The sequence below is a fragment of the Lysobacter sp. Root604 genome, assembly GCF_001427505.1.
In the GTDB taxonomy this organism is placed as follows: domain Bacteria; phylum Pseudomonadota; class Gammaproteobacteria; order Xanthomonadales; family Xanthomonadaceae; genus Lysobacter.
This window is the reverse complement of sequence record NZ_LMGS01000009.1, coordinates 984,556-1,002,506: the sequence shown is the minus strand read 5'-3', so window position 1 is coordinate 1,002,506 and position 17,951 is coordinate 984,556. Positions and strand designations below refer to the sequence as shown.

Below are 17,951 nucleotides of genomic sequence, written 5' to 3'. Positions count from 1 at the left end.
TCCTACTCGAGCCCTGGAACAGCCACTTTAATCTGCTCCTGCTCTATACAAACCGGCATCATGGACTCAGAAAGCGAAGCCCACCCTGCACTGGCAGCATGCTTGGCCATGAGAGCTCTCGTCGACTCCGCTTCCGGAGCGCCCCGCGCCACCGATACCAGCCGACTCGCGTCCATCAGCCAGGGGCGGAAACGCCGACTTCCGATGCACTTCTGCTTGATATAGGCCGCGATACGAAAACCACCCACGTCAATGTCGCCCCAGTGGTACGTCAAGACCGACTCAGGCAACGATGCCAGTATTCGTGAGTAGGCCGAGGTCCAGGTCGGCGACGGCATCCCGGCCGTGTACAGAATTAGCGCTCCCCTACCATCGAGCAACTGGCTGGCGGCGTGGAATGTCGTAAGGTTCTCGATCGTGAGCACCCAGCATGGGCTGCCTTTGTAGCCGAGCACGGCCTTGTTCGATACTCCCACAAACGGCCTCACGATCGGACAAACCTCGCCCCCGACGAGTTCCAGCGCTCCTGTGCCGGCAACGAGGAATGGCTGCGGCTCCTTCACCAACCCCAACCTTCCGAACACCTCGCTCCAATGCCGAGCCGGTGAGGTGATCGACTCCCCTGTCAGCACGTCCAAGTGTCGCTCCAACTGTTCGATGCGCTTTGAATCTCCGAACAGCTGCGCACTAAGCGTGCGGACGATCTGATCCTCTCCCTGCCGCTCTTCCAGAGAGTCCATCACCCGCAGCGCATCGGCAAATTCTGTCGCGGCCACCGTGGACAGACCACGCACATTCTTCAGGTGCGACCAACGATCAAGCAGCTCGTCAACTCGTAGTATGCGCTTGCGCCAAGGTGCCAGAACCTCGGCCGCACTCGCCACTGCGGCCGCCATACTATTAACGCCGAGGAATGCCGCCAACCTCTCCGTATCGTGCAACTGCACGAGCTCGATCGGCCTGTCGTCTCCGCCCTGACCGGCCCATTTCAACTCGATACCACCGGCCTTTTCTGCCGCACGCAACCGCTCATGGCAATGATCGCGCTGATCGAGAGACAGACGCCAGTACCCTGATGCAGGGGCCTGGAACCGCTCTCGGATCGCACGACCGGACGCACGAAGCGAGGCGCTCTCGCCGCGCTTCAGTAAACGGAAGAGGACGTCATCCGCGAGGGACATCTTCCGACTCCGCCAACGCTTCCTTCTCGCGCTCAAGCAACTCGGGATGCAGCAGGAAGTTGTCGCTCTGGAGCAGCTCCCTGGCCTCATCCATAACGACGTTCTTTGTCATTTGCACGGTTCGCGACCCGAACCTCGCCATGTCGTAATAGACATTCAGGAAGGACGACATTTTCGGCTGGTCGGTCTCTGGCCCTGCCATGATCAGTTGCAGGCCAAGGGCGTTCAGGTACTCGGCGGTTGCCCGCACGTTCTGCGCGTCCATCTTCTCGAAAGCCTCATCGAGCATGATGATGCCGCCAGTGGTTTGCGCACCACGGGCCTTGCCGTACGCGGCCGCAAGCGCGGCGCCGAAGATGACATACAAGGGAGTACGGTGCTCGCCTCCTGAACCCGGCCCGAAGCGCTTGCTGAGCCAGCCCATCGACTTTCCATCATGATATATCTCTACGTCGTAGCTGAAGAAGCGGCGGTGGTCGTTCAGCGGACTGCTTTCCAGTAAGAGTTCCGAGTTTGCGTCGCCTTCGACTAGGGACCTGAACTCCTCCGGCACCTTGCCCGACCCTCCGAAAATCCCCTCTTCCGCATCACCCTGTTCGCGGACACGCTTGAGGAAATCGTAGAGGGCCCGGTGCTGATCAACCGGCTTGTACTTGAACTGATACCGCTCGCCGTTTGAAAACTCCGGCGCGGCCTTTAGCACTTGGTTGAGGTTGTTGATCTGCTCTCCTATCGCGTCGAACCCCTCCAACAATGTCTGGGCAACGTCGGTGCGAAAAACCTTTACGGCAGCGTCATACGCTTCCTCGGCCTGCGCAAGGCGCTCGGCCAACTCCATCTCTTCTAAACGACGTTTATCCTCAAGCGCGTACTGATACGCCCGCTGCCATTGGTTGCTGGAAATATCGTGATTCTGCAGCTGGAAGTCGGCTACGTACTGGCTGAAGTCCCGCCAGGCGTCGCGATCGGCGTTGTCAGCTTTCGTTCCTGCGCTCCGAATCGCCTCGGCACAAGCATGAAGCCTGGCATCCATATCTTCTTCGAAGCGCTCGTCATAACGGACTCGATGGCGCTCGACCTCGTTGGCATCGTATAGCGGCTGTTGTCGGCACGCAGTTTCGCGAGCTCGCACCACTTCCAGTTGTTGAATCAGATTCTTTCCTGAATTCGTCGCGACCTCATGTTGGGCCTTCAGCTCAGCCACCCGGCCGACCCAATGCTTTTCGGCATCGCGCGCGCCCGAGGCTAAGCGGCCGGCCGCCTCAAGCGATGCCTGGAGGTTCGCAAGTTGATCGGTCTGCGAGGCCGCCAGTCGCATGCGAAGCTCATCGACGACTCGGCCGTTCTCACGAGCCGCGGAGAACAGGCCTTCCAGCCGTACGCGAACGTCCTCGGCTTCGGCGTACGGAGCCAGACGCGGAAACGCCGCCTGCAATTGCCTGGCACGCTGCTCGGTGCTCTGCAGTTGGATTTCAGCCTCTCGTAGCGCCAGTTCCGCTCGATGGCGCAAAGCGTCCGAGTCGCTGCGACCGATTTTCAGCTCGTTCTGGGGCGGCAGCAGCAGCCGTTCCACACCACCGCCTGAGCTAACCATGCCCTCCTTGGACAGCGCTTTCGTGCCCGCCTGCAGCTCCTGGCTGCTGCTGGCCAACGACAACCTGCCCAGTTCACCCTGCAGGTACCAGACCGCTTCGCGGCTCTCGCCGGCTATCAATGACGCAGCATACTTGCCGCCGCCAGGCGCCTGCCAGGGCCGGCCACGCGAAGGCAGCGCCAACTTCACTCGATATACGCGCTGCGCGCCTTTCAGCCCTTTATATAGATCGATTGCCGCAAGCTCCTGCTCGCGCGGTACCAACAATGCGTCGACGTGAGTCGCGAGATAGGCTTCGAGCGCCGGCTGCCACTCAGGGTCCGTAACCGATACCAGATCGCACACGGGCGTCGCGTGTATCCCAGCATCCGCGAGCATGCGCTGTAGGGCCAACGTCGGTTCGCGCAGAGCAGTTAGACCGCGCTGGGCCCGATCCAACGCCATCTTGGTATCTCGACGCAGGTCGCGGGCCGCTCGCAAGTCGAGGTCCGCTGATGACGAGGCCTTGAGCACCAGCCCATGGATCTCGGCCAGCAGCCGGGTCACAGACAAAATGTCCTCAGCCGGTGGCAGTTGCCCCGCAGTCGCTGCTTCCTTCAGAGACAGCAGCTGTGTCACCGCATCCTCGAATACGCCGCGTTCGTCGGCCATTTCCGGTAGCTTGCCGGCGAGCGCCACCGCCGCGATCGCGATTTCGAGTGTCGAGGTCAATGCCTCCCGCTTATCCTTCCAGCTAGTCTCGAGGTCTGTCAGACGCTCCGCGTGCCCTGCTTGCTTCTGGAAGTCCGGATCTAGGCTCCGAGCCATCAATGCACGCTCACGCGCGGCATCGGCTTCGCGAACCTCCAGCTCGGCTCGCTCCAATGCTAGGGTCGCGGCTTCTAGATCCTTGGCGAGCGCCTCGATGCGATCTTCGTTCTCCGCCAGCTTCTCGCCGACACGCTCGGTCTCGTAGACAGCCTGCAGACATTCGAGATTCGACTGTGCGGTACGCTCGCGCTGGACCACCGCATAACCCTTCGTCACTGCCGTAACCCGCTCGATCCGCTCGGTAATCTGTCGGATCAGCTCGCGTACGTGTCGAAACTGATCCAGACGGGCGCGAAACTGGCGCACGTTAGTGAAGCGTTGCTCAATCAGGTGGTCGCGGAGCGTCTCGCTAAGATCGGTTACGTCCTTGTTGAGCTTAAGCGATCGCGCGAAGGCCGATCGGATGGCGCGTACATTCGGCTTCTCGCCCGGGGAAGCCAAATGCTCGACGTACAGGCGCCGAGAGAACTCTTCGCGATTCGCGGTGAAGAATGCGGATGTCCCGGCCAATCGGCACAGGTCGCCGGCAACGTGCTGAAACCTACGCCAAGGCAAGATGGTTTCCCGCCCCCCTTCTCGCTCAACGTGCGCGCCGGTATCCAGCGCGACGCCGGGCAGAATGTACAAACCGTTGAAGGCGACCTCCGGGTTATCCGCCTGTGCGGCCAAGGAGACGCCTGCGGTCACCGGCACACCGCTCTCGGCATCGCGGAAGACTAGGTTGATATAGGTGTTGGCCCCGGCCCGGTAGCGCTCGGCTTCGGTTTGTCCATAGATGCCAAGACAGTAGTCGCGGAGGCCGCGGGCGCGCTTCTTACCCTCACCGGAAGCGTTGAAGTGCGTCCGATTGCTGTCTGCGGCCAGCAAGACGATCTGCAAGGCATCAAGCAAAGCCGTCTTGCCCGTTCCGTTCGGACCAAGGAAGGCCGTGTTCCAGCCAAGCTCAAGGTCTTTGCGCTCGTAAAGGAAGAACTGAATCAGACCGATCGCTTCAAGCTGCTTCATCGTCGTCCTCCCCACCCACGACGGGCGCATGATTGGCCAACTGCAGCAGCGCTGTCTCACCCAGCACATCGACGATGCCCGGCCGAATTACGATCTGGAACGGCTGGTCGTCGTCTGCCTCCTCGAACTTGACCAGCCCGTAGCGCTTAATGGCCCGCAACAGCTCCCTTAGCTCGGCCTTGTCGGGAAGCTCGCGCGATAGCAGGTCTTTGTAGGCACGTTCGAGTTCGATGAGTTCGACGAAGGCCTCGCCTGCGACGATCTCGGTCGCATGGATCTTATCGTCGTACAATCGCCTCAACACAAGCGCCAGGCGAGTCTCGGATAGCCGCATCTTCTCGGCCACATATTGGTTAGGCGTGGCCACTAGATAGGACATGTGCGGGTTGTGCACCACCACAATTCCTAGCTTTCCTAGCAGCTCTCGATAAGTCGCCAGATGCTTGACGATCAAATCGTAAGCGACGCGGCTGCGTCTATCGGCGGCATAGAGAACCTGTTCCATTACCAGCCGGTAGCCGGCCTGCTGGAAGTCCCCGACAGTGTAATCCTGGCTTTGCTCGGCCAGTCGCTCCCAGTTGGCCATCAGGCGGGCTCCAGTTGGATATTGAACCGACGGTGCTCCATATAGGCGTTGCATGTGATCCCGTCGTCGAAAGAAATCCAGACGCGCTTGAGCATCTGCAGTTGTGGATCTGAACGACGCATGGCCGGCGGACAGTCGCCGCGCGAGGCGATCAGTAGCAGACGCTGATAGCAGCAAAGATCGTTAATGGACGTAATCGTTAGATCGTCGGAAGACACCGATCCCCTACCAGAAAGATGTTTACCAACGTAATTGGCCAAGTGGACAGGCTTGACCATACGGCTCTCGGCCATCCGCCTGCGCAGTGCTTCCATCGCCAGCTCCTCGATCGTCGGAGGCGTACGCTCGACATCGGTCGAGACCGAAGGCCGTGCAAGCTGCCTCGGCCTGGCCAGGCCCCACTCGGAGGCATGCCGCCCGCGGGGCGCCGCCGGTAGAGCGATCGCCCCCTCTTCTATCCCATCGATCGAACGCAACGCCTTGGCAATGAGCTTGTCCAGCTGCTTGGGTGCACGAAGCTTGTACTCGATAAAGGTCACTGCTCTTTGGTTGGCGTCGCGGATTTCCTCATCCAGGCGCCTCAGCTGATCATCCACATCGCGCAAGCGCAGTAACAGGCGCGTGTCGCGCTCATACAAGGTCTCGGCCTTCACTCTGTCACCGGCAGCTAGCTTCTCTTGATACCAATCGATCAAAGCAGCGGATTTTTCTGGATCGTGCTGGAATTGAAGGGTCAGTGCGATGATGGCGGAGCGGTACTGCAAAGGGTGGTCGCGCGTGCGCAGTTCGCTGTAGTCCGCGATGAATACCTTTTCTATGTATTCCTCGAAGAAACCATGCACGAAGTCCCGTGCCGACGTGCGCTTCAGCAAAGCCTCCATCAAATCCTGAACGCGGCAGCCCGTGTTGGCGATATGCGCCATGCAGCGCTTAGCCTGTTTGGCGGCCTCCACGTACTGATCGCCAGAGGCCTCGCCGGAATCCACCGCACGAAGATTGAGCAGAATCGATCGAACCTTGCTGCCAATAAATTCGGGCTCGTGATAGGCGAACTCGCACAGAACGACATAGAACTGGGCAATCACCGGACGGACCGTAATCATGTCGACCAGACCACGGCGCCTTTGGGCCAGCCAACCGCTGCCTACCAGCACATCGGCGATATTGTGTGCGCGGTTCGCCACCGGCGTCTCGAGCTCTTCCTCCCAAGGATCGTCGGCGGCTAGAAACGTCTCGATGGTTCTCACCACCACCGCCCTCGGCGCCTCTTCGCCGGGCGATCGGCCGCCGTCGCCCCACATCTCCTCGATAAGGCGGCACAGAATTATCCAATAGCGTCGATTGTTCGCTGCCGCCAGCGGCCTAAACAGAGCCGGCGGCAGACGATCGAATAGGGGTGGCGGAAAGTTGGCGTCCAATGCGAAACCCATCGTCCAGTCAATAAAGGCTAGGGATGAAACCCTCTGCAATCAACGCGATCCGCGCCGGACGGCCGCCCAGGCACAAAAGCGAGCGACGACAGAGCCTTATCCAGCGCGATCGATCCCCATTACCGATTACGCCGAGCATACCCAAATATGCTACTTGGGCCCTTCGGGACTAGCGCGTCGTTATTGAGCCTATATATCGCCATTCTCAAAACTTGCGACATAGGACCGTCAGCTCGCACTGAGGCGGATTATTGCCGCACCGCACAAGCCTCCTTCCCCGCCGGCCGTGCAATGCCTTTCCCGCCCAATGAATGGGCGGCCACCTTTAGCCGGTTCGTCTGCAATGGGTCGGGGTTACGCGACGCCCGACAACAGAAAAGGGGCTCCATTAAGAGCCCCTTCGTGAGGATTTTAAATGAGGGCCGAAGCCTTACACGGCCCGCACGGCACCTTATTTATGCCTATATGCCGCACTACGATTGCTGCGGACCTGGTCGATGCGTTCGAGATTCGCGACAGCGTTTAGCCGCACTTCGAGTAACCGCAGTTCAAGCAGGTGGCGCAGCCATCCATGATGACCAAGGCCTTGGTGCTGCACTTGTGGCACAGGGTGGCCGAGGGCGGGAAGGACACGCCCTCGCCGGTGACTTCGATGTCTTCGGCGTGGCCGCTGCCTTCGGTCTGGACGGGCGCGGAGATGGCTACGTCAGAGTTTTTTTTTGAGCGCTGCTCGTAAGCGGAGCGCTTCTCGGCGATCAGGGCGCGCTGGGCGTCGCTCATGTCGGGGTCGTGCATCATGCCGATCGACTTGAGGTGGTCCTCGACGATGGCGCCCATCTCGGCGACCAGCGAGGGCATGTAGACGCCGCCGGGTTTGAAGTAGCCGCCGCGCGGGTCGAACACGGCCTTCATTTCGTCGACCAGGAAGGTGACGTCGCCGCCCTTGCGGAACACGGCGGACATGATGCGGGTCAGGGCCACGATCCACTGGAAGTGGTCCATGTTCTTCGAGTTGATGAAGATCTCGAAGGGACGGCGCAGTTCGTGCTCGGTGCCGGCGTTGAGGACGATGTCGTTGATCGTCACGTACAGCGCGTGCTCGAACAGCGGCGATTTGATCTTGTAGGTGGAGCCGATCAGGATCTCGGGGCGCTCGATGCGTTCGTGCATCTGGATGACGTCGGCGGTCGGCAACTCGTCGACGGCCTTGCGCGCGGCGGCCTCGGACCTGGCGCTTTCTTTGGCCTTGTCTTCCGGGGTGACGACGCTGTAACCCTTGATTTTCTTTTCGATCTTGACGGCCATGGGCCAGGCTCCTGTTGCGGTGGCGCTTTTCTAGTTTTGGTCTGGATGCGCGGGTAAGGCGCGGCCCTCACCCCAGCCCTCTCCCGCACGCGGGAGAGGGAGGGCTTGAAGGCTTACTTCTTCTTCGCGGCCTTCTTGGCGGCCTTCTTGGCCGGCTGGCGCGGAACCTTCTTGGCGGCCTTGGCGGCCTTCTTCTTGGCCGGCTGCTTGACGACCTTCTTGGCCGCCTTCTTCACGGCTTTCTTGACGGCCTTCTTGGCTGCCGGCTTCTTGGCCACCTTCTTCGCGGCCTTCTTGGCGGCCGGTTTCTTGGCGACCTTCTTCGCAGCCTTCTTGGCGGCGGGCTTCTTGGCGACCTTCTTCGCGGCCTTCTTGGCCGGCTTCTTGCCGGTGGCCTTGGCCTTCAGCGCGGACGCTTCCTTCTTGGCCTTGGCGCTGGCCGAAGCGAGCTTCTTCTTGGCGGTGCCGACGGCCTTCTTGGCGGCCTTGCGCGCCTTGGTGGCGGTCTTCTTGACCGACTTCACCGCGTCTTCGGCGCGGGTGGCGATGGCGCTACCGATGTTGGACGCGGTTTCTTTCACGTTCTCGGCGGCCTGGGTCAGGGTCGCCGTCACTCCATTTCCGTTGCTCATATGCCCTCCTCGTGGGCGCTTTCGTCGGCGTTACGTATTGGCTATGTGTAATCGGGGTGTTACCGGAGCGATCCTATACCCGGTGTGCGCGCAACACACTGAACCGCGTCGCGCGCGTCGGCCTGGCTGTGGTGCGCGGTGCCCGGCCGGGGCGCCGCGTGAGGCGTTTGAACGGTCGCCTCCGCCGGGAATTGGGGTTCTAGCGGCTCGGGTTTCGGCGTAAGCGGGTTTCGCGGAAATCCCACCCTAGCCCCCCTCTGCAAAGGGGGGAAGGAGCAAAGGCCGGCTTAGAACTTGCCGTAGTAGCCTTCCTTGAGCGCGTCGAACAGGTTGGCGGCGGTGTGCATTTCGCCGTCGTATTCGATCTGTTCGTTGCCCTTGACCTCCAGCACGCTGCCGTCTTCGAGCTCGAAGCGATAGGTGGTGTTCTCCAGGTCGGCTTCCTTGACCAGCACGCCCTGGAAGGCGGCCGGGTTGAAGCGGAAGGTGGTGCAGCCCTTCAGACCCTGCTCGTGGGCGTAGCGGTAGATGTCCTTGAAGTCCTCGTACGGGTAATCCGTGGGGACGTTGGCGGTCTTGGAGATCGAGCTGTCGACCCACTTCTGGGCGGCGGCCTGGACGTCGACGTGCTCCTTGGGGGTGATGTCGTCGGCGGAGATGAAGTAGTCGGGCAGCTGGGTGCCTACCTCGTCGCTGAACGGCATGGCCTTGGCGTTGATGAGTTCGCGGTAGGCCAGCAGTTCGAACGAGTAGACGTCGACCTTTTCCTTGGACTTCTTGCCTTCGCGGATCACGTTGCGGCTGTAGTGATGGGCGAAGGAGGGCTCGATGCCGTTGGAGGCGTTGTTGGCCAGCGACAGCGAGATGGTGCCGGTGGGCGCGATCGAGCTGTGGTGGGTGAAGCGGGCGCCGGTTTCGGCCAGCTCGTCGACCAGCTCGGGCGCCACTTCGGCCACGCGCTGCATGTAGCGCGAGTAGCGCGCGTGCAGGAGCTTGCCGGGGATCTCCTGGCCGACCTTCCAGCCGTCCTTCTTCATCTCCGGGCGCTTGCGCAGCATCTCGGCGGTGACGGCGAAGCGCTCTTCCATGATCGGGGCGGCGCCCTTTTCCTTGGACAGCGACAGGCCCATTTCCCAGCCGGCCACGGCCATCTCGCGCGCGATGCGCTCGGTGAACTCGCAGGACTCGGCCGAGCCGTACTTCATCTTCAGCATGGTCACGGTGCTGCCCAGGCCGAGGAAGCCCATGCCGTGACGGCGCTTGCGCATGATCTCGGCGCGCTGCTGTTCCAGCGGCAGGCCGTTGACCTCGACCACGTTGTCGAGCATGCGGGTGAACACGCGCACGACTTCCTTGTATTCCTCCCAGTCGAATTCGGCCTGGTCGGTAAAGGCGTTGCGCACGAACTTGGTCAGGTTGACCGAACCCAGCAGGCAGGCGCCGTAGGGCGGCAGCGGCTGTTCGCCGCAGGGGTTGGTCGCGCGGATGGTCTCGCACCACCAGTTGTTGTTCATCTCGTTGACGCGGTCGATCAGGATGAAGCCCGGCTCGGCGTAGTCGTACGTCGAGACCATGATCATGTCCCACAAGTGCCGCGCGCGGATGTGGCCGTAGATCTTGCAGGCGACCAGGCCGTCTTCGCGGGAGATGTAGTTCTTGTGGGTCGGCCACTCGCGCCAGACGACCTTGTCGGCGTCGTTGAGGTCGAGGTCGCCGCGCTCCTTGATGTTGACCGGGAACACCAGCGGCCAGTCGGCGTCGGTCTTGACCGCGTCCATGAAGCCGTCGGTGATCAGCAGCGACAGGTTGAACTGGCGCAGGCGGCCGTCTTCGCGCTTGGCGCGGATGAAGTCCTTCACGTCCGGGTGGCTGACGTCGAAGGTGCCCATCTGGGCGCCGCGGCGGCCGCCGGCCGAGGACACGGTGAAACACATCTTGTCGTAGATATCCATGAAGGACATCGGACCGGAGGTGTAGGCGCCGGCGCCGGCGACGAAGGCGCCGCGCGGACGCAGGGTGCTGAATTCGTAGCCGATGCCGCAGCCCGCCTTGAGGGTCAGGCCGGCTTCGTGGACCTTCTCGAGGATGCCGTCCATCGAGTCTTCGATGGTGCCCGAGACGGTGCAGTTGATCGTGGACGTGGCGGGCTTGTGCTCCAGCGCGCCGGCGTTGGAGGTGATGCGGCCGGCCGGGATCGCGCCGCGGCGCAGGGCCCAGACGAAGCGCTCGTACCAGTACTGCTGCTTCTCGGACGTGGGCTCGGCGTCGGCCAGGGCCTTGGCGACGCGCTGGTAGGTGGAGTCGATGTCGGCGTCCACCGCCTCTCCGGTCTTGGTCTTCAGCCGGTACTTCTTGTCCCAGATGTCCTGGGATGCGGGCTGCAGCGGGATGTCCTTGTCAACCGCTTCCGTCTTGACCGCCTCGAGGCGAACCGTACTCATGCCTGTCCTGTCTCCTTAACTGGGGCGGGCCGTTCGGTTGCGCCCGCCGCCGGGTGAGTCTTGTTGTGATTGCTGGTAACCGGGGTGTTGTCTGGATGTGTTGCCTGGATCGGGGTCTTGCTTACCGCACCTCTACCGCACTTGCTGCCGCGAACCGCGGTGGTGGCTGGCCACCGACGGCGACGCGCGCGATCGCGCTGTTACGCGCCGCGTGCGAGATTGTGTTGGTGGCATCGGGCCGAGCCTGCTCCTGTCATGCGCCGCCCCCCGTTGGCGCCTAACCGACCCAAGCCGAACCCCTAAGCTTGGGCTCCCGTCGCAAAGACAACCACTACATGTAGTGTCGAAGCGAGGACTCAAGCTACGCCCGGCCCTGGGCGGTGTCAACGGTTTTTTTGATGGCAGTCACGTGTCGGGATGGGGTCAAACGTCACACGCGCGCCTTACGTAAACGCTTTGGGAATGCGGCCACAATTTGTGTGTACGCCGTGCATGCAAACCCTCAGGCGGGACACTTCATCGCATATTTAGCGCGGTTGACCGACACTTCGTTCAGCTGCGCGCCCGTCGCCGGCGCCGGGCCCCTGGCCGGGCCGCCGCGACGTCCGCCCTCCCCCACACGACTCTTATCGGAACGGTTCCACGATGCGTCCTCGTCCCCTGCCGACCCTGTTCGCCCTGACCCTGGCCGCCGCGTTCGGCGGTTTCGCCGCCACCGCGATCCGCGACGGCCTGGAAGCGCCGGCCCAGGCCTCGCCGGCCGCGGCCGCGCTGCCGGCGGTGTCGGCGCTGCCGACCGCGGTGGGCGGCCAGCCGGTGCCCTCGCTGGCGCCGATGCTGGCGCGCGTGACGCCGGCGGTGGTCAGCGTGCACACCAAGCAGACCATCCGCATCCGCAACCCCTTTGCCAACGATCCGATGTTCCGGCGCATGTTCCCGAACATCCCACAGGAGCGCATCAACGAGTCGCTGGGCTCGGGCGTGATCATCGACGCCAAGAACGGCTACGTGCTGACCAACCACCACGTGATCGAGGGCGCCGACGAAGTCTCGGTGACGCTCAGCGACGGGCGCACGCTCAAGGCCGAGTTCACCGGCTCCGATCCGGACACCGACATCGCGGTGATGAAGATCCCGGCCGAGAACCTGAGTTCGCTGACCCTGGCCGACTCCGACGCGCTCAAGGTCGGCGACTTCGTGGTGGCGGTGGGCAACCCGTTCGGCATCGGCCAGACCGTGACCTCGGGCATCGTCTCGGCGGTGGGCCGCAGCGGCCTGCGCGGGCTGGGCTATCAGAACTTCATCCAGACCGACGCCTCGATCAATCCGGGCAATTCCGGCGGCGCGCTGGTCAATCTCAACGGCGAGCTGGTCGGCATCAACACCGCCAGCTTCAACCCGCAGGGCAGCATGGCCGGCAACATCGGCCTGGGCTTCGCGATCCCGGCCAACCTGGCGCGCAACATCAAGGACCAGCTGATCGCCAACGACGGCGTGGTGCGGCGCGGTTCGCTGGGCCTGGAATCGCAGGACGTGGACGCGCGCCTGGCGCAGGCGCTGAAGCTGGACGAGCCGCGCGGCGCGGTGGTCACGCGGGTGTTCGCCGGCAGCGCGGCGGCGGCGGCGGGCCTGAAGGCCGGCGACGTGATCCTGGCCGCGAACGGCCAGCGCATCGACAACCGCGACGCTTTGCGCAACTTCGAGGGCCTGCAGGCGATCGGCGGGCGCGTCTCGCTGGAGGTGCGCCGCGAAGGCAAGCCGCTGCAACTGGCGGCGACCCTGCGCGAGCAGCCCAAGGCCTATGCGGGCAAGGACCTGGACGAACGACTGGGCGGCGCCAGCTTCGCCGAGCTGCCCGAGCGCCTGCGCCAGTCCGGCGCCTCGGGTGTGCTGATCGAGTCGGTGGCGCGCGGCAGCCGCGCCGAGCGCAACGGTTTGCGCTCGGGCGACGTGGTGGTGGCCGCCAATGCCGGCGATTTCGAGGATTTGCCTGGCTTCCGCGCGAGCTTCACACGGCCTCCGGCACAGTTGGTCCTGCGCGTGATGCGCGGCAACGCGATCGCCAACCTGTTGATGCAGTAATGCGGACCCGGGGATGAGCGATCATCGCGGGACGCGCAGCGCAGACGAGTTCCGCCCTTTTCCCAGGAGAATGCAATGAGCCCTACCTCGACCGACGCCATGAAGGCCAACCTCGGTGAAGCCGGATCGCACCTCAAACAAGCCGCGGCCGACGCCGGCGTGGCGATCCGCGGCGCCGCCGGCGCGGCGGGCGACGAACTGAAGATCGGCAAGGCCAACGTCAAGGCCGACCTGGCCGACGGCGCGCTGGCCGGCATCGCCGCGGCCGAGCATGCGGGCGGCGCCGCGCGCGAGCAGGTCGATGTGCTGATGGACAAGGGCCGCGATCTGATCGAAAGCGCGGCCGAGCTGGTGCGCGAGCGTCCGCTGGCCTCGTTCGGCGTGGCCTTCGCGGCCGGCTTCATCATCGCCAAGCTCGCCCGCGGCAGCGACAAGTAAGGCCAGGCATGCAGGCCATGGGGGACGAGCGCCCGCCGCAGCCGCCTGGCGGCGGCGACGCGGGCGCGGGCGAGGAGGACGCCGCGGCCCAGGCCGCGCCGGATCTGCTGGAATCGCTGCGCCAGCTCGGCGACACCGGTCGCGCCGGATTGGGCGCGGCCGGCGATACCGCCAAGGCCTTGCGCAGTCTGGTCGCGGCGGATATCTCGCTGGCGCGCAGCGCGCTGGGACGGGCGCTGGCGCTGATGGGCGTGGCGATCGCGTTCGGCGGTTCGGCCTGGTTGCTGCTGATGGCGACCTTGATCGTGTTCCTGAGCCGCACCCTGGGCGTGCCGTGGTCGCTGGCGCTGCTGTTGACCGCACTGCTGAGTCTGGCGGTAACGGCCTGGGCGGGCTGGCAGGCGGTGCGCTATTTCGAGCACACCCGCATGCAGGCCACGCGTCGGCAGCTGGCGCGGCTGGGCATCGGCGAGTTGGCCGACGTCACGCCCACGCCGGGCTCGCCGGAATCGGCGCGCGAAGCCGCGCGGCGCTGGCCGCCGGAAGGCCCCGGCGCCGGCAAGGACGAACGCGGCGTCGACCTGACGCCGCCTTGATCGCACTCAGGTTTTCCGATCCATCGCATTGCGAGGCCCGACGCCCGTGAGTTTCGAACAGCTGATCGCCAAAGTGCACCAGGCCGAAGACGTGGTCGAAGCGCAGGAGCGCCGATTGGTGGCGAACCTGCGCCAGGTCCAGCATTCCTGGCGCGAAGCCTGGACACCCGGACGCATCGTGATCGCCGGCCTGGTCAGCGGCTTCGCGGTCGGTCGCGCCGAACCGCTGCGGGTGGCGGCCAAGAGCGGCGGCATGATGCAGATGGTGTCGATGCTGTCCAGCCTGTTCGCCGGCGGCAGCGCCGGCGTCGCCGCGAGCCAGGCCGAGCGCGCGGCCGACAACACCGAGACCGTCGCGGCGGCGGTCGAGGAAGGCGAGGACGCGGTCGTGGCGCGCGCCGAAGCGACCGTGCAAGCTGTGCGTTCCGCCGCCGATCCCATCGACTTTTGAACGCGTCCGCCGAGCACGAATCCACCGCCTCACCCGACGCGCCCGCGCCGGCCGACGACGAAGCGCAGACCCCGACGCCGCCGCGCCCACGCGCGCCCGTGTCGGTGGTGGTGCTGGCGGCGCTGGCGGTGGGCGCGACCCTGTGGGCGGCGCAGGCGCTGATCCTGCCGGTGCTGTTGGCGGCCTTCTTCGCCCTGATCGGCAACCCCATCATCCGCGGCCTGCGCAAGCTGTGGCTGCCGCGCTTCGCCGCGGCCCTGCTGGTGCTGATCGGCGGGCTGGCGGCGGCCGGGCTGCTGGCCAACCAGTTGATCGAACCGGCCGGCGAATGGGTGCGGCAGGTGCCGCGCGAGATGAAGCAGCTCGCGCCCAAGCTGCGCGAGATGACCAAGCCGATGCAGGAAGCCAACCGCGCCGCGCAGAACATCGCGCGCGCCGCCGGCGGCGAGAGCACGGCCAAGCCGGTGCAGGTGGTCAAGACCGAGCTCAACGACCCCTACAAATCGCTGACCTCCACGCCCAAGTACGTGGCCTCGGTGCTGGCGGTGGTGCTGCTGACGTTCTTCTTCATGGTCTACGGCGAAAGCCTGCAACGCAACGCGATCGGCCTGCTGCCCGGCCTGCGCGAACGCAAGATCACCGTCGACATCCTGCAATCGATCGAGCGCGAGATTTCGCGCTACGTGCTCACCATCAGCGTGATCAATACCGCGCTGGGCCTGGCCCTGGCCGGCACGCTGTTCTGGCTGGGCGTGCCGCTGCCGGAGGCGCTGCTGTGGGGCACGATGGCCGCGATCCTCAACTTCGCGCCCTATGTGGGCCCGCTGATCGGCATGGTGACCATGCTGCTGATGGGCTTCGTCGCCTTCGACGAGGCCTGGCGCGCGCTGCTGCCGGCCGGCCTCTACCTGCTGCTGCACACCATCGAGGGCCAGATCGTGACCCCGATCGTGCTGGGCCGGCGCATGCGGCTGTCGCCGCTGATCCTGATCCTGGCGCTGATGTTCTTCGGCTGGCTGTGGGGCATCGTCGGCCTGCTGCTGGCCGTGCCGATGCTGGTCTGCGTGAAGTTGGTGCTGGCGCGGATCGAGGGTTTGGAGAAGTGGTCCAAGCTGCTGGAGTGAGGCCCCGCCGCCTGAGTGAAAACCCCTAGGCGTTTCGCGCGGGAATGCCGCGGTAGCGTGGGCTTTACGCGCTAAAATAGTGCGATGACTTTCCCCGTCCGCGCCATCACCCTCGACCTAGACGACACCCTCTGGCCGATCGCTCCGGTCATGATCCGCGCCGAACGCGCGCTGGGCGAATGGCTGCGCGAGCATGCGCCGCGCACCGCGCAGCGTTGGCCGGCCGAGGCCATGCGCCGCCTGCGCGACCAGATCGCCGCCGAGCATCCGCACCTGGCGCACGACTTCACCCATCAGCGCAAACTCACCCTGGAACGCATGCTGCGCGATTCCGGCGACGACCTGGGCCTGGTCGCGCCCGCGTTCGAGGTGTTCTTCAACGCGCGCTGCGAGGTGGAGCATTACGACGATTCGGTGGACGCGCTGGAACGCCTGGCCGCGCGCGTGCCGCTGGCCGCGCTCAGCAACGGCAACGCCGACCTGCAGCGGATCGGCCTGATGCATCTGTTCCGCTTCCAGCTGGGCGCGCGCGAACACGGCGAAGCCAAGCCGGCGGCGAGCATCTTCCACGCCGCCTGCGCGCGCCTGGATTGCGAACCGCAGGCCGTGCTGCACGTGGGCGACGACATCGAAATGGACGTGGTCGGCGCGCATCGCGCCGGACTGCGCAGTTGCTGGATCAACCGCGTCGACGACGCCGGACAACGGCGCGAATGGCCGCACGCCGGCCTGCGCCCCGACCTCGAATTCGACACCCTCGCCGCGCTCGCCGATTGGCTGGACGCGGCCCAGACTCCGGATACCGCCGCCGCATGAACCTGCCCCTGGGTTTTACCGATTCCGCCGCCGATGCGCTGCCGCTGCATCTGGTGACGCGCGCCGACTTCGCCGCCTGGCGCGCGACCCTGCCGGCGGGCAGCGCGGCCTGGGTGACGGCGCAGGGCTACGAAGCCGCGGCCGGCACCTTGCTCGTCCTGCCGGGCGCCGACGGTGGCCTGGGCGGCGCGGTGCTGGGCATCGGCGATGCGCTGGATCCGTATTCCTACGGCCACGCGCCGTTCGGCTTGCCGGCGCAGGCTTGGCGCGTCGCCGGCGCGCACGACGCCGCCACCCTGGCCGCGCTGCGCCTGGGCTGGGGCTTGGGCAGCTACCGCTTCAGCCGCTACAAGCAGCCGCCGCGCGCGCCGGCGCAGTTGCTGGTCGAGCAGGCCGACGGCGAAACCGACGCACTGATCGCCGCCTGCCTGCGCGTGCGCGATCTGATCAACACCCCGACCGAGCACATGGGCCCGGAGCAGTTGGAAGCGATCGCGCGCGAGATCGCGCAGCGCCACGGCGCCAAGATCGACGCAGTGGTCGGCGACGAGCTGCTCAGCCAGAACTTCCCCGCGATCCACGCGGTCGGGCGCGCTTCGCACCGCGCGCCTCGCCTGATCCGCTTGAGCTGGGGCGACGCGTCGCATCCGCACATCGCCCTGGTCGGCAAGGGCGTGTGCTTCGACACCGGCGGTCTCGACCTCAAGCCGGCCGACGGCATGCGCAACATGAAGAAGGACATGGGCGGCGCCGCGCACGCGATCGCCCTGGCCGAGCTGGTGATGGCGCGCAAGCTGCCGCTGCGCATCACTCTGTTGGTGCCGGCGGTGGAGAACGCGATCGGCCCGGACGCGTTCCGCCCGGGCGAAGTCATCGCCACCCGCCAGGGCATCAGCGTGGAGATCGACAACACCGACGCCGAAGGCCGGGTGGTGCTGTGCGACGCGCTGACCCACGCCGGCGAACTGTCGCCTGCGCTGGTGCTGGACTTCGCCACCCTGACCGGCGCGGCGCGGATCGCGCTGGGCCCGGACCTGCCCGCGCTCTACAGCAACAACGACGCCCTGGCCCAGCGCTGGCTCGACGCCGCCCAACAGCAGCGCGACCCGCTGTGGCGCATGCCGCTGTGGCGCCCCTACCTGCGCTACCTCACCAGCGCGATCGCCGACATCGCCAACGGCGGGCCCTCGAAGATGGCCGGCTCGGTCACCGCGGCGCTGTATCTGGAGCGCTTCGTGCCGGCCGCCCTGCCCTGGGCGCACCTGGACGTATACAGCTGGAACGACGCCGATCGCGCCGGCCGGCCCGCCGGCGGCGAGGCGCAGGGTTTGCGCGCGGCCTATGCGCTGCTCAAGGGCTACGCCCAACCTGGCACATAACTGGCACAGTAAAAACGCTTTCAGGCACACAAAATACCCGTTACAGTGCGAACCTGAACGGGCCTTGTGACCAGCGTCACT

The 17,951-nt window shown here is 65.0% G+C and carries 14 protein-coding genes; 7 read left to right on the top strand and 7 right to left on the bottom strand.

Annotation, left to right across the window (positions count from 1 at the left end):
- Nucleotides 1–2: 2 nt before the first annotated feature.
- From ASD69_RS12655 to ASD69_RS12625, 7 genes are all read right to left on the bottom strand, one after another.
- Nucleotides 3–1,181 (bottom strand): Wadjet anti-phage system protein JetD domain-containing protein, encoded by a 1,179-nt coding sequence (locus ASD69_RS12655; RefSeq protein WP_056178355.1) that lies wholly within the window; start codon nt 1,179–1,181, stop codon nt 3–5.
- Nucleotides 1,165–4,590: an SbcC/MukB-like Walker B domain-containing protein gene (locus ASD69_RS12650; protein WP_056178353.1), complete on the bottom strand. Its 3,426-nt coding sequence runs from the start codon at nt 4,588–4,590 to the stop codon at nt 1,165–1,167. Before ASD69_RS12650 ends, ASD69_RS12655 begins: the two co-directional genes overlap by 17 nt.
- Nucleotides 4,577–5,176 (bottom strand): DUF4194 domain-containing protein, encoded by a 600-nt coding sequence (locus ASD69_RS12645; protein ID WP_056178351.1) that lies wholly within the window; start codon nt 5,174–5,176, stop codon nt 4,577–4,579. Before ASD69_RS12645 ends, ASD69_RS12650 begins: the two co-directional genes overlap by 14 nt.
- The gene (locus ASD69_RS12640) at nt 5,176–6,606 is read right to left on the bottom strand and encodes a Wadjet anti-phage system protein JetA family protein (RefSeq protein WP_056178349.1); all 1,431 of its coding nucleotides are present in this window, start codon (nt 6,604–6,606) and stop codon (nt 5,176–5,178) included. Before ASD69_RS12640 ends, ASD69_RS12645 begins: the two co-directional genes overlap by 1 nt.
- A 522-nt stretch (nt 6,607–7,128) precedes the next feature.
- Nucleotides 7,129–7,911 (bottom strand): NrdJb, encoded by a 783-nt coding sequence (locus ASD69_RS12635; protein ID WP_056178347.1) that lies wholly within the window; start codon nt 7,909–7,911, stop codon nt 7,129–7,131.
- A 113-nt stretch (nt 7,912–8,024) separates the two neighbouring features.
- The gene (locus ASD69_RS12630; protein WP_056178345.1) at nt 8,025–8,543 is read right to left on the bottom strand and encodes a hypothetical protein; all 519 of its coding nucleotides are present in this window, start codon (nt 8,541–8,543) and stop codon (nt 8,025–8,027) included.
- Between the two features lie 287 nt (nt 8,544–8,830).
- The gene (locus ASD69_RS12625) at nt 8,831–10,984 is read right to left on the bottom strand and encodes an adenosylcobalamin-dependent ribonucleoside-diphosphate reductase (protein WP_056178343.1); all 2,154 of its coding nucleotides are present in this window, start codon (nt 10,982–10,984) and stop codon (nt 8,831–8,833) included.
- Nucleotides 10,985–11,629: 645 nt separating this feature from the next.
- Here ASD69_RS12625 and ASD69_RS12620 point away from each other — a divergent pair.
- From ASD69_RS12620 to ASD69_RS12590, 7 genes are all read left to right on the top strand, one after another.
- Entirely contained in the window at nt 11,630–13,066 is a 1,437-nt protein-coding gene (locus ASD69_RS12620) for a Do family serine endopeptidase (protein ID WP_056178341.1), read from the top strand.
- Nucleotides 13,067–13,141: 75 nt separating this feature from the next.
- Complete coding sequence (locus ASD69_RS12615; protein ID WP_056178339.1) at nt 13,142–13,504, top strand: hypothetical protein; 363 nt, start codon at nt 13,142–13,144, stop codon at nt 13,502–13,504.
- A 17-nt stretch (nt 13,505–13,521) separates the two neighbouring features.
- The gene (locus tag ASD69_RS22715; RefSeq protein WP_235567206.1) at nt 13,522–14,100 is read left to right on the top strand and encodes a phage holin family protein; all 579 of its coding nucleotides are present in this window, start codon (nt 13,522–13,524) and stop codon (nt 14,098–14,100) included.
- Nucleotides 14,101–14,146: 46 nt separating this feature from the next.
- Complete coding sequence (locus ASD69_RS12605) at nt 14,147–14,551, top strand: hypothetical protein (protein ID WP_056178337.1); 405 nt, start codon at nt 14,147–14,149, stop codon at nt 14,549–14,551.
- Nucleotides 14,552–14,649: 98 nt separating this feature from the next.
- Nucleotides 14,650–15,675: an AI-2E family transporter gene (locus ASD69_RS12600; RefSeq protein ID WP_235567230.1), complete on the top strand. Its 1,026-nt coding sequence runs from the start codon at nt 14,650–14,652 to the stop codon at nt 15,673–15,675.
- A gap of 84 nt (nt 15,676–15,759) precedes the next feature.
- A complete protein-coding gene (locus ASD69_RS12595; RefSeq protein WP_056178333.1) occupies nt 15,760–16,491 on the top strand; it encodes an HAD-IA family hydrolase in 732 nt (243 codons plus the stop codon).
- The gene (locus ASD69_RS12590; RefSeq protein ID WP_056178331.1) at nt 16,488–17,870 is read left to right on the top strand and encodes a leucyl aminopeptidase family protein; all 1,383 of its coding nucleotides are present in this window, start codon (nt 16,488–16,490) and stop codon (nt 17,868–17,870) included. Before ASD69_RS12595 ends, ASD69_RS12590 begins: the two co-directional genes overlap by 4 nt.
- The last annotated feature ends 81 nt before the right edge of the window (nt 17,871–17,951 follow it).

Bases quoted from the DNA above. Each gene is read 5' to 3' on its own strand.
- ASD69_RS12630 (WP_056178345.1), bottom strand. From the start codon at position 8,543: ATGAGCAACGGAAATGGAGTGACGGCGACCCTGACCCAGGCCGCCGAG.
- ASD69_RS22715 (WP_235567206.1), top strand. From the start codon at position 13,522: ATGGGGGACGAGCGCCCGCCGCAGCCGCCTGGCGGCGGCGACGCGGGC.
- ASD69_RS12640 (WP_056178349.1), bottom strand. From the start codon at position 6,606: ATGGGTTTCGCATTGGACGCCAACTTTCCGCCACCCCTATTCGATCGT.
- ASD69_RS12615 (WP_056178339.1), top strand. From the start codon at position 13,142: ATGAGCCCTACCTCGACCGACGCCATGAAGGCCAACCTCGGTGAAGCC.
- ASD69_RS12620 (WP_056178341.1), top strand. From the start codon at position 11,630: ATGCGTCCTCGTCCCCTGCCGACCCTGTTCGCCCTGACCCTGGCCGCC.
- ASD69_RS12650 (WP_056178353.1), bottom strand. From the start codon at position 4,590: ATGAAGCAGCTTGAAGCGATCGGTCTGATTCAGTTCTTCCTTTACGAG.
- ASD69_RS12645 (WP_056178351.1), bottom strand. From the start codon at position 5,176: ATGGCCAACTGGGAGCGACTGGCCGAGCAAAGCCAGGATTACACTGTC.
- ASD69_RS12625 (WP_056178343.1), bottom strand. From the start codon at position 10,984: ATGAGTACGGTTCGCCTCGAGGCGGTCAAGACGGAAGCGGTTGACAAG.
- ASD69_RS12635 (WP_056178347.1), bottom strand. From the start codon at position 7,911: ATGGCCGTCAAGATCGAAAAGAAAATCAAGGGTTACAGCGTCGTCACC.
- ASD69_RS12595 (WP_056178333.1), top strand. From the start codon at position 15,760: ATGACTTTCCCCGTCCGCGCCATCACCCTCGACCTAGACGACACCCTC.
- ASD69_RS12655 (WP_056178355.1), bottom strand. From the start codon at position 1,181: ATGTCCCTCGCGGATGACGTCCTCTTCCGTTTACTGAAGCGCGGCGAG.
- ASD69_RS12590 (WP_056178331.1), top strand. From the start codon at position 16,488: ATGAACCTGCCCCTGGGTTTTACCGATTCCGCCGCCGATGCGCTGCCG.